The organism is Hymenobacter sp. 102 (assembly GCF_049949205.1).
GTDB lineage: Bacteria > Bacteroidota > Bacteroidia > Cytophagales > Hymenobacteraceae > Hymenobacter.
In genome coordinates, this window is the sequence record NZ_CP188172.1 from 3,468,329 (window position 1) to 3,480,190 (window position 11,862).

The following is an 11,862-nucleotide window of genomic DNA, read 5'->3' on the forward strand; positions in this document are numbered from 1 at the left end:
ACCTCAGGCCAATGGATCGTGCAATCCATCAAACAATAAAAAAAGGGCAGCCAAGTGGCTGCCCTTTTTCGTGGAAGAAGTAGTGCTTACTTCTGGATGGCGATGTTGCGCATCATGTACTCGGCACCGTTTTTCACCTTCACCATGTACATGCCGTTCGACAGCTTCGACAGATCCAGCTGGTTGGTCATGTTGTCGCGGATGGTGGCGGTGTGCACGCGCTGACCCAGCGTATTATACACTTCTACCAGCAGGCCGCCTTTTGCGTTGGCCCCGTTTACCTCCACCGTCAGGCTACCGGCCGTGGGGTTCGGGAACAGGCTGATGGCGCGTACCATAGCCGGCGAAGAAGCCGTAACCGTGGAAATGCTGATGTCGTCGAGGTACATATTGAACTGGTCGGCGGCGCTGTACACGTGGAAGCCAACGTAGTAGTTACCCGTGGTAGCCGGCGTGATGGGCAGCACCTGACCAGCGGCCGTGCCACCCGTAGAGAGGGTGAACGTGGTGTTGGTGATGTTCTCGTTTCTCCAGAGCGTGTTGGTCTGGCTGGCGGCGTTGGCGGCAGTGCCGTATTTCACTTCCAGTTTCTCTGAGGTGCCATCAACGGCGGCCTTGTATTTGAAGGAGAGCTGGTATGTGGAGCCCGCCCGCAGGAACAGGGCCGGCGTGTACACCCAGTCATCGGCGGCGGCGGCAGCGTTGTACACGTAGCGCAGCTGGTTGGGGGCCGAAGCCGCGGCTCCGCTGTTCGCATCGGAGCCAATTACTGCCCAGGTGCGGTTGTCGTTGTTGTCGTTGGATACGGTAATGCCGCAGGGCAGGGTACCGGCCGTTACGCCGTCAAACCCTTCCGAATAGGGGAAAGCCGTGATGATGGGGGGCTGGCACACGGTGGTGAACTGCGTGGGGCCCGACAACGAGCTTTGGTCCGTAGCGCCGCAGTTGGAGCGGATGTACACGTCGTACGTCACGCCTGAAGTAAGGCCGGTGAGGTTGATGGGCGACGTGGCAGCCGATATGCTGGTGCCGCCAGTTGCGGGGTTGAAGCCGCGCGGGCCGTAGATAACCGTGTAGCCGGTGCCGTTGGCAACGCCCGTGAAGGATACAGCGGCGCTGGTGGCCGTAACGCTGCCCACAGAAATAGCCGTAGGGGCAAAGCAGGTAGGTACCGGGGCCAGCGTAGCATCAAGCGCTAGGCGAGTACGCAGGGTAGTGGCATTGACGGGCGTCCACGCTCCGCCGCTGGTCTGGAAATAAAATGTATTGGTGCGCAGCGGTTCTTCAAACTGATAAGCCACGCCCACGCTGCCGGATACTTCCTGCAGAGCTACGTAAAAATCACCCGATACCAAGGGGTTCGGTACCGGAATGGTCACGGTGCCGGCAGTGGCCGGGCGGCTTAGCACGCCCGAGGTGTAGAGTACCGCGCCCGGTGCGCCGTTGGCGCCGGTAGCATCCAGCACCACTACCCGGTAGGTAGAGGTAGTACCGGCACTGGCCAGGAAGGTTGCTCTCACCTGGCTGAGGCTGGCGGCCTGAGCGTTTTTGTACTTAACAGCCAGACTGCCGCCGGGATTAGCAGCTGATACACCTACTGACCCAAAAAATGCTTGGGTAGCATCAACGTACGCTACCTGGTCGGTGGTTACCTGCTGGGTGTAGGGCAGGGAGTTGTTGCTGTTGTCGTCGTCGGCCGGTACGCTTACCGTCAGGTTGTTGGTACCCTGGGCCAGCGTGCTGGGGTAGGCATCAAACGTAACCAGTTGCGTGGCCCCGGGAGCCAGCGTGGCAATGGTTTTGGTGCTGGTGAAGGTGTTAGCGCCGCTTACCGTTAGGGTTACCGGTATGTTGGTGAGGGCATTGGTGCCGCTGTTGGTTACGGCTGTGGCAACCGTGTGCGGCAGCGAGTTGGGAACGGCCAGCTTGCCCAGCGTATGAATGGTAGCTACCGAGGCATCGTTAGGCTGCGCCGCCCGGAAGCGGTACGTGCGGCCGGCGTCGGGCAGAACGGCATTTTGGGCAGCGTGGGCGGCGTAGTACCCAGTATTATTTATTACTACGACATTCTGGAATACGGTAGAACTCCAGGCCGCCGTACCATTTTTAGAGGTCAGGCTCAAATCAGCCGGGTCATTGGAGCTGCCTTTAAGACCTGTTAGAAAGAACTGAGTAGTGGCCGGGTTGCCGGAGCTGGTCCAGGTACCGTACACAAACTCAATGTTGTTGGTGCCCTCATACAGCTTCACCTGAAACTGCATGGTCCGGAACTGCGACGGTACCGGATTCGCGCCGGTGATGGCCTTGTCGCTCAGGTTCTCGAATTGAATTGTGCAGACCCGGCTGCCGGCCGCGCCGGTGGTGGACACCCGAAACTCAGTGGGGGAAGCCGTTTGGTCGGCCGCGCCCGTAAGGTCAACCCCGGTGGCGGGTCCGATTACGTTCTGATCAGTGTTGTTGATCAGGATATTCACATCATTAGCTGCGGTGGCTGGCGTAGCTCCCAGCTTAATGAAGCCGTTGGTGTTGAGCGTAAACTGCGTGAACGTGGCCCCGTTGTAAGAAAACGAAAATCCGATGTCCTGCGCGGCCGAGCTGGCATCATCCAGGTTGGCCGTGGAAATGACGGTGCCCGCAGTGCCCAGGTCGGTGTAGGTACCAGCCACATTTTGCGCCCGGCCCGAGGTATAGGGCAGTGCCGTAATGCGTTGCGCCACCGGAGGGGCACTCAGTTCCAGCTGCTGGTGCTGCCGCGAAACAACGGGGCGCTGCTGGGCGTGTGCAGTCCAGCTGAGCCCCAGTAGCCCGGCCAAACCAAGCAGGCGCCAGTGGTTGCCAGTGGGAGTAGGGTAAGCGTGCTTCATAGAGAAAAAAAGAAAAATGTAGGTTCGCACTGAACGGGCTGGTAATCCAGTCCGGGAAGAAGGCAACAATATGGCAAACATTGGTGGGATTAGTTGTAAAATTTGCACAAAATCAAAGAAACAGCTCTTTCTTCTTCAGCTTAACAGCCAATCCGGGATATGAATAGACAACCCGTTAAACCGGTCGGGGTAGTGCTGTTGGGCACCGGTAAAGTGGCCTGGCATTTGGTGCCCGCGCTGCAGAGCGGGGGGCACCGGGTACTGGGCGTCTGGAGCCGAACACCAGCCTCCGCTGAAGCACTGGGGGCAGCCTTCGGGGTACCCGTACTGCCCGACTTAAACTCCCTGCCCCCCGCCGACATGTATCTACTGCCCCTGCCCGATGCGGCGGTACCGGAAGTAGTGGCGGCGGCCCGGTTCCCAGTGAGGGCGTTGGTGGTGCATACGGCCGGGGCACTGCCCCTGAGTGTATTTGCCGCTTACCCAACTATCCGGGGCGGGGTACTGTACCCCTTGCAGACTTTCAGTCCTGGCCGGCAGATTCATTGGGCTACCGTGCCACTGTGCCTGGAAGCAGCCGACCCGACCGGGCTGACCATGCTTCGGCAGGTGGCCGCCTCGCTGAGCCAGGATGTGCGGGAACTTACCTCCGCGCAACGGCTGCAGCTGCACATAGCGGCCGTGTGGGCCAGCAACTTTCCCAACCACCTGCTGGGTATCAGCCACGCCTTGCTGGCGGAGGCGGGCCTGCCCTGGGAGCTGCTGCACCCACTCATCCGCGAAACCGTGGAAAAAGCCCTGGTCCAACCGCCTTTCACGGCCCAGACCGGGCCCGCGCTGCGCCAAGATGCGGGCACCCTGGCCCGGCACGAAGCGGGGTTGGCTGACCACGCCCAATGGCAACTGCTCTATCAGCAGCTCAGCGCCAGTATTCAGCGTACCGCTCAGGAAACACGCGGAAACAATCCGCCCGGCAAGCAGCTTTGATTCGGGGGGGCGCGTGCTTACCTTTGCACCCGCATTTTTGCCCCGTTCTACCTAGTATTCCGACGTGAAAGCCGTAAACATCACCTTCAAGTTTCAGGACGGTCAGCCCGACCAGACGCACGTGGCCGCCGAAGGCGAATCGGTGCTGGACGTGGCCCTCAACAACGACATTCAGCTGCAGCACAACTGCGGCGGCGTATGTGGCTGCAGCACCTGTCACGTGTATATTCTGCAGGGCGAAGACGACCTGCCCGAAATTTCGGACAAGGAAGAGGATTTCATTGACCGGGCAGTTAATCCCCGCATCAACTCCCGGCTGGGCTGTCAGTGCGTAGTGCAGGGCAACCAGGATATTGTGGTGCAGATTCCGCCGCAGGAGTTTCTGGGTCACTAATTTTTAAATGTGCTGAATGTGAGCAATGTGGTAGATGTGATAAATCTGTTTTGCCCGTTGAAGCCCCGCACATTCACCGCATTATTCACATTCCACACATTGAATCAGAATGAATCATTTCGAGCCCCCCATCAAGTGGAGCGACCATGAGGATATTGCCATGGCGCTGTACGAGAAGTTCGGCGACGACTTCAACGAAGCAAAAATTTATCGTATCCGCTTCACCGAGTTGCTGGAGTGGGTGCTGAGCCTGCCCAACTTTGAGGGTACCCGCGAGCAGGCCAACGAGGGCCACCTGGAGCAGATCCAGGCTAAATGGGTGTACGAGTGGCGCGACAACCAATAGTCTGACGTAGTATTCCTTCCTGGCTGAGTAGCTACGCGCCCCACATCGGGGCTGCGCGGTTACTCAGCCGCGTTTTCATTGCCTATGCCTTCCATACTGCCCACGCCCGACTTATCCGCCATTAAAGTGTTCATCTTCGATGTAGATGGCGTGCTGACTGATGGGACGCTGCTGGCCCTGAACTCCGGCGAGCAGGCCCGTACGTTCCATATCCGCGACGGGTACGCCGTGCGCCATGCACTGCGTAAGGGGTACCGGGTGGCTATTATATCGGGTCGGGAAGAGGAAGGCGTGCGCAAGCGGCTGGAGTCGCTGGACGTGCGCGACATTTACCTGGGTGTGGATGACAAGATGAAAATCTTCAACAACTACCTCAACACCTATCACCTGGAGCCCGCCGCCATAGCCTACATGGGCGACGATATGCCCGATATAGAGGTAATGTGCCGCTGTGCCGTGGCTGCCTGCCCTGCCGATGCTGCCACTGATGTGCGCGCCATCAGCAACTACACCGCTGCGCTTCCTGGGGGGCATGGTGCCGTACGCGAGCTGATTGAAGCCGTTATGAAGCAGCAGCAAACCTGGTAGCTCCACAGCCAACGGCTGGAGCCGCCCGGTACAGGGCGGCTGCTGACCCCGCTTGCGCACCGCGTGAGCGGGGTTGTGCTTTTCTAAAATCCCTCTATATTTACCCCAACCATCATCAACTCCATTTCTTTCACTTTCATGAAAACAGGAACCGTAAAATTCTATAATGAGTCGAAGGGCTACGGCTTCATTACGGAAGACGGCACGAAGGAAGATTTCTTCGTCCATGTTACCGGCCTTAACGGGGGCCAGATTCAGCAGAATGACCGCGTGGAGTTTGACACTCAGGAAGGCCGTAAAGGTGTTAATGCGGTAAATGTGAAGAAACTGTAAGCTATAGGTTTACGCAGGTTTTTTAGCACAACAAGAAAGCCTCTTCCGATATCGGGAGAGGCTTTCTTGTGCTGGCTGCGGCCAGGTAATGCATCTTTGCAGGCGCTGCCGCTTAGTGATTTCTCCCTCATGTCTCACCCGCCCGAGTTTCCTGCTGATACCCACCCTGCTCCCGGGGGCGGAACGGCCGCGCCGGAGGCGGGCAACTGGCGGAGCCTGGCCCGGCTGATTCGGCTGCCCAACCTGCTTATCATGGCCCTGTGTCTCCTGCTGGTGCGGGCTTGCCTGCTGCTGCCGGGTGCTCCGGGGCGGCAGGTGCTGGCCCCTGGTTTTGGGGCACTGGTGCTGGCCGCGCTGTGTATCGGGGCCGCTGGCTACATCATCAATGATTATTACGATGTGAAGATTGACGCCATCAACCGGCCGGGCAAGCTGGTAGTGGGCCGGGCCGTGAACCGCCGCCACGCCATGCTGGCGCATCTGGTACTGTCGGGGGTAGGCGTGGGGCTGAGCGGGCTGCTGTCGCCGTTGCTGGGCGTGGTCAATCTGGCGTCGGCGGTGCTGCTGTGGGGCTATTCCGTGCGGTTTAAGCGGGTGGCGCTGGTGGGCAACGTAAGCATTGCGCTGCTCACGGCTGCTCTGGTGCTGCTACCCGAGCTACAGGCCCGCACCGGGCATCAGGCCGTGTGGGGCTACGCGCTGGCTGCCTTTTTGCTAACCGTGGTGCGGGAAATTGTGAAGGATGTGGAGGATATGCGCGGGGATGCCCAGCACGACTGCCGCACGCTGCCCATTGTGTGGGGCGTACCGCGCACCAAATGGGTAGCCGGATTTTTTCTGGCGTGTTTGGTGCTGCTGGTTGCCGGGGCCGCGTACCGGCTGGCACTGGACCACCGCTGGCTGCCCGCCGGCTGGCTGCTGGTGCTGGTGCTGGCACCGCTGGTGGGGCTGGGGTACCGCCTGCGCCGCGCCGACCGCCGCCGGCACTTTGCCCATCTTAGTGCCTGGTGCAAATGGGTGATGCTGGCCGGGGTACTGTCGATGCTGTGGCTGTAGCCGCTGGTGGGAGTGGCCATTCGACAACCGTAGGCTCAACTGTTGCGTTAGGGGGCTACGGGGCCGCGCCCTGCGGAAGGCACTGTTCCTTTGCGCCAAGAGCGGCGGCCACCGGCACCTCCATCCACCATTCTGTCCCCAAGCCATCAACGTATGCGCTTCTTCTACCCGCTGCTGGCGCTAGGTGCGCTGGCTGCTCCGGCTGCCCAGGCGCAGTCGGCCGCTCCGGCCTCGCCCGAGCCCGCCGAGTTAGTCGCTTCGGCTGCTCCGCTTACCACCTCCGACGCCGAAACCCCCACGGCCGGCGCCCCGCTCGGCCTCACCAGGGCCCTGGCTCCCAAAGCCGCCAAGTTCAAGCTCACCCCTTCTGACCCGGATAAGCCCAGCTTTATTCCGGTACCCATTGCCTTTTACCAGCAGGAAACTGGGTTTGCCGGTGGAGCAGCTATTCTGCCGGTGTGGCGTTTTGGCACAGATACCACCGTGCGCAAGTCCAACGCCCGTCTCATTGCCTGGATTTCGCAGAAAAAGCAGACCACCGTGCAGCTCACGCACACCATCTTCACCAAGGAGGAGAAATTCTACTTCTCGGGTGAGCTGAGCTACTATGATCTGGCCTTTAACTATTACGGCCGGGGTAATGAAACCAGCAAGGCCGATGAATCACACATCCAGTATCCACTATGGGTGTTTGATGAAAAAGTGCTGAAAAAAGTAGTGCCCAATCTGTTTGTAGGGGTACGTTACCGCCTCACCGATTTGGGCGAGGTAAAGCTTAAAGACCAGGAAGGCAACCCCGCTTCCTACTATACCATTCCGGAAAAGCAGCGCGCCGGCTACACCACCTCGGGCGTGGGGCCGGCCCTGCTCTACGACGGCCGCGACAACGTGCTGGCTACCTACCGGGGTAACTTTGTGGATGCGCACGTGCTGTTTGCGGGGAAAGGCCTGGGCAGTGACTATAATTTCACGCGCTACATGGTGGATGCTCGTCACTTCAACCCGCTGTTTGGCTCCAACAATACCATTCTGGCGCTGCAGTTTCTGGGTCAGTACCATACCGGCTCAGTACCATTCCGGGAGTGGGGCGGCATGGGGGCCACGCTGGGCGGCTCGCTTTATAACAACGCTTACCTGATGCGGGGCATATACGAAGCCCGCTACCGGGACCGGCAGTTTACCACGGCCCAGGCTGAAATTCGGCAGAAACTGTTCTGGCGCATTGATGGGGCGGTGTTCGGGGCCGTGGGCGAGGTAGCCCCAGCCCTGAGCGACTACACTTTCGACGGGCTGAAATATGCCGGTGGGGTAGGGGCCCGGTTCCGCTTCAACCGCCGCGACCGGCTCAACATCCGCCTCGACTACGGGGTGGGCTCCGGGGGTAACTCGGGTATCATCTTCGCCGTGGGTGAGGCATTCTAGCCCGCGTTTTCTCGTTCTCTTCACGCAGTTCCCCAAAGCTATTCGCTTTGGGGAATTGTGCTTTTTAAGCTCGTCAGTGCGGTTTTTTTTGGCGGTGTCTTGTCTGATACCGTGGCGTTATGCGTAGGAAGCTCTGCATGTCCCACGCCGCTCCCCTTCGTTTTCACTCTACCTCGTCTGCAGGCTCTGCCAGCAGCTCCTTGTGGCAACTGGCACCGCCACCGGCTCCCCAACTGTTTGCCAGTGTTATTATTCCGGCCAAGGACGAAGCCGCGACAATCCTCGCGGCTCTGGCGGCCCTGGCCGCGCAGGTTGATGAGCAGGGGCACCCGTTGCCTCCGGATAATTTTGAGGTGCTGGTGCTAGCCAATAACTGCCAGGATGCCACGGCCCAACTGGCCCGGGAGTTTGGGGCGCGCCACCCACAACTTGCGCTGCACGTAGCCGAAACAACATTGCCCAAAACAGAAGCTCACGTGGGTAGAGCCCGGCAGTTGTTGATGGATGAGGCCTGTCGGCGGCTGGAGCAGGCCGGGCAACCTACCTGCTTTATTGCCAGCACCGATGCCGATACGCAGGTAGCCCCTACCTGGCTAACTGCCACGAAAACCGCACTAGCTGCCGGGGCCGATGCCGTTGGCGGCCGGATTCTGATGCGTGATGCCGTGCCGGGCTGCCCGGTGCGTCGGCGACAATTGCAGGATGCTACCTACCAGCTGCTGCAAACCCAGTTGGAAGAAGTTCTTGACCCCATCCCGCATGACCCCTGGCCCCGGCACCACCAGCACTTCGGAGCAAGTATTGCCATAACTACGGCAGCCTACCGCCGGGTAGGAGGACTGCCGGCAGTGCCTTACCTGGAGGATGAGGCGCTGTATCAGGCACTTCTTCAGCACGATTTGCGAGTGCGCCACAGTGCCGCTGTACGGGTGCATACCTCCGCCCGGCAGCAGGGCCGGGTAGCAGTGGGGCTTTCCTGGCAGTTGCAGGAATGGGGGCGAATGGGCCAGCAGGAGCCGTTAGTACCCCACCCGGCTGGAGTGGCAGCCGAGCTCCGCCGCAGGCGTAGCTTGCGAATCGCCTGGCAATGTGCGCATGGGTTAGATACAAATATGCAGGCCGTTCCCGAGGAGTGCCGGGAGTTGGTTCAGGCCGCCACTGGCTACTCCACCTTCGGGGCATTCTGGAATTGGGCCAAGCAGCAAAGCCTCACCGAACACGTAGTGTTGCCCCTGAGTCAGGCAACGCAGGAGTTGCGGCGGCTGCTGACCGCATTGCGGAACTGAATCATGCATTCCGTTCCAGTACATCCAGCCGGTAAGTAGCCGCGCGCTGGCTAATCAACTGGCGGAATGGGCCGGTGGGCTGCGCTTGGCTTAGAAAAAACTCGTGCACGTCATCCCCGGTGAGGGGATAGTCGTGCACGGGCGGGGTCCAGTGAACCAGCACCACGTGTCCGCCGGGGCGTACCGCTGCCAGAATCTTCTCGCGGGCCGTTTGCAGATCTTCAGGGCTCCAATAGTACCCGACTTCCGACACCACCAGCAAATCAAACTGCTGAGCCGGAAATTCTTCAGGCACCCGCATCAACTCAAAGGTTACCTGGGGCAAGTGCGCGCACCGTTGACGGGCCTTATCGAGGGCGGCGGCGGCTACATCCACGGCCAGCAAGTGCGCGCAATAGGGAGCCAGTTGCGCCGTGAGTACGCCCAACGAGCAGCCAATTTCAAATGCATGGGTATAGTGAGCCCGCGGCAGAGCGGCTACGGTTGCGGCGTATTTTTCCTGCTCGTACTCGCTGGTTTCAAAATTCCAGGGGTCCTCATTCGCTCGGTACACCTCATCGAAATAGGTAGGCGGAAGCGTATGCGGTTGATTGGGATTCGGCTGCATGGAGCAAATAAAAAGGGTTAAGCAGGGGCAGTTTCCAGGTACACTTCCTGCGGGCGGGCGAAGTGAGCCAGCATAGAGGGAGTCAGCGTGAAACCAGTGGGGTCGTCATCAATGGGCGAGCCGGGCAGTTGAGAATGGTGCGCAGCAATGGCCAGCTGCTTTTGAGCCAGCACCGGGCTGATATCGAGTTGCCAGCCCTCCACTTCGCCCGGCTGGGGCAGGTCGGCGGGGGCAGCCCGTTCCCAGGCCCACACCACGTACTCCAGCACCCGGGGCGCAGGGCGCAGGGTATCCACGGCCGCCTGCACCAGCGCCGTCGTGGCGCGGTGGTCGGGGTGCGGGTCGCGGCGCCAGGGTACCAGCACGGTGGCCGGTTGGGTAGCCGTCAGAAACTCGGTGAGGGCCTGAACGGCCGCCTGCCCGGCGGTATCGGTGGGCAGGGGTACCGCGCCGTCGGGCAAATCGAGGCATAGCAGTGCCTCAGCTGGTATGTGCAACGCGGTGAGGGCCGTACGCAGCTCCTGCTGGCGCAGCTGCCGCCGGGCCTCCGCCGGAAACCGGCGGGAATTGGGGTGCGACATGGTGCCGTCGCTCATCAGCACGCACCACACGGGCTGGCCCGCCTGCCGCAGCAGAGCCAGCAGTCCCCCGCAGCCCAACGATTCGTCATCGGGGTGCGGGGCTACCACCACGGTGGAACCCAGGCTGGCAGCTGCGGCCGGGGGCAATACGGGGTAATCGGTTACGGCAAAAGCAGACATGAGGGCAGACAAGGTGTGGTACTTCCTACGCAGCGCCGGCGGGAGCGGCTACATTTCCCACAATTGACAGGCCGGCCCGGGGCGCTCCAGCACGTAGCGGCCGGCGTCGGCCAGGGCGGCATCGGGGGCGGGCTGGCGCAGGTAGTGCGTCAGGTCGCGGTGCAGGCGCTCAAAGGGCTCGGGCCGCAACAGCCCCCGGGCGCCCACGCACCGCTCGGCCAGTGGCAGCACCTGCAAACAGATGGCCTCCAGGGCCGAGCGCACGAGGTTGGCGTGGGCCACGGTAGTATCGGCGTCGAGTTCGGCGGAAGGGCGGGCGGCTACGTCGGCGGCAGCGCGCAGCCAGTGCTGGCCGCTGGCCACCAGCAGCCCCATTTCTCCCAGACGCTGGCGTTGGTAAGGGTCGTCGGTGCGGCCCAGCTGCTGCAAAAAACGGCGGGTTTCGTCGAACACGGCTTCGGCCCCACCCAGCTGCACGGCCGCAAACCGGATGGCCCCGCCGCTAAACCAGGGCTGCCGGTAGTAGTCGCCGGGCTGGCCCAGCAGGTCGTCGTCGGTTACTTCGAGGCCAGTAAAATCAACTCCGAAGCTGGCCGACGCCCGCATGCCCAGCGGCTGCCAGAACTCGGGCTGGTACTGCGGCACCTGCTCGTCGGCGGGCAGAATCAGCATCTGCCAGCCCCCATCGGGTCGCGCCGCCGTGAGCAATGGGCGCGTAACGGAGCCGGCCCCGGAGGCAAAGGTTTTGCGCCCGTGCAGGCGGTAGCGCCCTTCGCCCAGCGGCTCCAGGTGAACCCCGTCCTGCGCCTGCGTATTCCACACCCCAAACAAATGCCCCTGCCGGGCGTCGTCGGCCCAGCGGCGCACCTGCGCCGCCTGCCCAAAGCGCTGCAGCAGCTGCAGGGCATTCACGTGGCCCTCGTACAGGCGGCCCACGGCCAGGTTGCCCCGCCCAATGTGGCGCAGCGTGCTCAGCAGGGCCTGCGTGGCCGCCGGCTCGTGGAGGCCCGCGCCGCCCAGCGCCGCGGGCAGCGGGGCCGTGAGCAGCCCGGCCGCGCGCAGCCAGCTGAACTCCTGGGTAGGGAAGTGGCCTTCCACATCGGTGGCGGGAGCCTGGGCAAAGAGGCGCGGGGCCAGGGCAGCAGCAGCCGTTTCGGCCGTGGCCGGGGTAGCAGGGAGTGGGAGGACCGGAGCGGGGTAGGGCAGGGGCATAGCAAG

The 11,862-nt window shown here is 61.6% G+C and carries 12 protein-coding genes; 8 read left to right on the forward strand and 4 right to left on the reverse strand.

Annotated elements, in window-relative coordinates; all coding sequences use genetic code 11:
• Nucleotides 1-86: 86 nt before the first annotated feature.
• The gene (locus ACN19L_RS14870) at nt 87-2,864 is read right to left on the reverse strand and encodes a T9SS type A sorting domain-containing protein (RefSeq protein ID WP_426490272.1); all 2,778 of its coding nucleotides are present in this window, start codon (nt 2,862-2,864) and stop codon (nt 87-89) included.
• Between the two features lie 159 nt (nt 2,865-3,023).
• Between ACN19L_RS14870 and ACN19L_RS14875 the strand changes: the two genes are divergently transcribed.
• The 8 genes from ACN19L_RS14875 (at nt 3,024) to ACN19L_RS14910 (ending at nt 9,276) form a co-directional block, all read left to right on the forward strand.
• Nucleotides 3,024-3,851 (forward strand): Rossmann-like and DUF2520 domain-containing protein, encoded by an 828-nt coding sequence (locus ACN19L_RS14875; RefSeq protein ID WP_426490273.1) that lies wholly within the window; start codon nt 3,024-3,026, stop codon nt 3,849-3,851.
• A 64-nt stretch (nt 3,852-3,915) separates the two neighbouring features.
• Nucleotides 3,916-4,245: a 2Fe-2S iron-sulfur cluster-binding protein gene (locus ACN19L_RS14880; RefSeq protein ID WP_426490274.1), complete on the forward strand. Its 330-nt coding sequence runs from the start codon at nt 3,916-3,918 to the stop codon at nt 4,243-4,245.
• A 109-nt stretch (nt 4,246-4,354) separates the two neighbouring features.
• Nucleotides 4,355-4,591: a Fe-S cluster assembly protein IscX gene (iscX, locus tag ACN19L_RS14885; RefSeq protein ID WP_125421745.1), complete on the forward strand. Its 237-nt coding sequence runs from the start codon at nt 4,355-4,357 to the stop codon at nt 4,589-4,591.
• An 84-nt stretch (nt 4,592-4,675) separates the two neighbouring features.
• The gene (locus ACN19L_RS14890; RefSeq protein ID WP_426490275.1) at nt 4,676-5,179 is read left to right on the forward strand and encodes a KdsC family phosphatase; all 504 of its coding nucleotides are present in this window, start codon (nt 4,676-4,678) and stop codon (nt 5,177-5,179) included.
• Nucleotides 5,180-5,317: 138 nt separating this feature from the next.
• Entirely contained in the window at nt 5,318-5,512 is a 195-nt protein-coding gene (locus ACN19L_RS14895) for a cold-shock protein (RefSeq protein WP_044511773.1), read from the forward strand.
• A 129-nt stretch (nt 5,513-5,641) separates the two neighbouring features.
• Nucleotides 5,642-6,568 carry a geranylgeranylglycerol-phosphate geranylgeranyltransferase gene (locus ACN19L_RS14900; protein WP_426490276.1) on the forward strand — a complete coding sequence of 309 codons (927 nt, stop codon included), beginning with the start codon at nt 5,642-5,644 and terminating at the stop codon, nt 6,566-6,568.
• 153 nt (nt 6,569-6,721) lie between these two features.
• Nucleotides 6,722-7,990 carry a BamA/TamA family outer membrane protein gene (locus tag ACN19L_RS14905; protein WP_426490277.1) on the forward strand — a complete coding sequence of 423 codons (1,269 nt, stop codon included), beginning with the start codon at nt 6,722-6,724 and terminating at the stop codon, nt 7,988-7,990.
• A 137-nt stretch (nt 7,991-8,127) separates the two neighbouring features.
• On the forward strand, nt 8,128-9,276 hold the full coding sequence (locus tag ACN19L_RS14910) for a glycosyltransferase (RefSeq protein ID WP_426490278.1): 1,149 nt from the start codon (nt 8,128-8,130) through the stop codon (nt 9,274-9,276).
• Nucleotide 9,277: 1 nt separating this feature from the next.
• Here ACN19L_RS14910 and ACN19L_RS14915 read toward each other — a convergent pair whose 3' ends face one another.
• Genes ACN19L_RS14915 through ACN19L_RS14925 form a run of 3 tightly spaced genes read right to left on the reverse strand, consistent with a single transcriptional unit; the run spans nt 9,278 to nt 11,856 of the window.
• Complete coding sequence (locus tag ACN19L_RS14915) at nt 9,278-9,883, reverse strand: SAM-dependent methyltransferase (protein ID WP_426490279.1); 606 nt, start codon at nt 9,881-9,883, stop codon at nt 9,278-9,280.
• 17 nt (nt 9,884-9,900) lie between these two features.
• On the reverse strand, nt 9,901-10,644 hold the full coding sequence (locus ACN19L_RS14920) for a PIG-L deacetylase family protein (protein ID WP_426490280.1): 744 nt from the start codon (nt 10,642-10,644) through the stop codon (nt 9,901-9,903).
• A gap of 48 nt (nt 10,645-10,692) precedes the next feature.
• Nucleotides 10,693-11,856 carry an acyl-CoA dehydrogenase family protein gene (locus tag ACN19L_RS14925; RefSeq protein ID WP_426490281.1) on the reverse strand — a complete coding sequence of 388 codons (1,164 nt, stop codon included), beginning with the start codon at nt 11,854-11,856 and terminating at the stop codon, nt 10,693-10,695.
• Nucleotides 11,857-11,862 lie beyond the last annotated feature (6 nt).

Bases quoted from the DNA above. Each gene is read 5' to 3' on its own strand.
- ACN19L_RS14890 (WP_426490275.1), top strand. From the start codon at position 4,676: ATGCCTTCCATACTGCCCACGCCCGACTTATCCGCCATTAAAGTGTTC.
- ACN19L_RS14925 (WP_426490281.1), bottom strand. From the start codon at position 11,856: ATGCCCCTGCCCTACCCCGCTCCGGTCCTCCCACTCCCTGCTACCCCG.
- ACN19L_RS14920 (WP_426490280.1), bottom strand. From the start codon at position 10,644: ATGTCTGCTTTTGCCGTAACCGATTACCCCGTATTGCCCCCGGCCGCA.
- ACN19L_RS14895 (WP_044511773.1), top strand. From the start codon at position 5,318: ATGAAAACAGGAACCGTAAAATTCTATAATGAGTCGAAGGGCTACGGC.
- ACN19L_RS14915 (WP_426490279.1), bottom strand. From the start codon at position 9,883: ATGCAGCCGAATCCCAATCAACCGCATACGCTTCCGCCTACCTATTTC.
- ACN19L_RS14910 (WP_426490278.1), top strand. From the start codon at position 8,128: ATGTCCCACGCCGCTCCCCTTCGTTTTCACTCTACCTCGTCTGCAGGC.
- iscX (WP_125421745.1), top strand. From the start codon at position 4,355: ATGAATCATTTCGAGCCCCCCATCAAGTGGAGCGACCATGAGGATATT.
- ACN19L_RS14870 (WP_426490272.1), bottom strand. From the start codon at position 2,864: ATGAAGCACGCTTACCCTACTCCCACTGGCAACCACTGGCGCCTGCTT.
- ACN19L_RS14905 (WP_426490277.1), top strand. From the start codon at position 6,722: ATGCGCTTCTTCTACCCGCTGCTGGCGCTAGGTGCGCTGGCTGCTCCG.
- ACN19L_RS14875 (WP_426490273.1), top strand. From the start codon at position 3,024: ATGAATAGACAACCCGTTAAACCGGTCGGGGTAGTGCTGTTGGGCACC.
- ACN19L_RS14900 (WP_426490276.1), top strand. From the start codon at position 5,642: ATGTCTCACCCGCCCGAGTTTCCTGCTGATACCCACCCTGCTCCCGGG.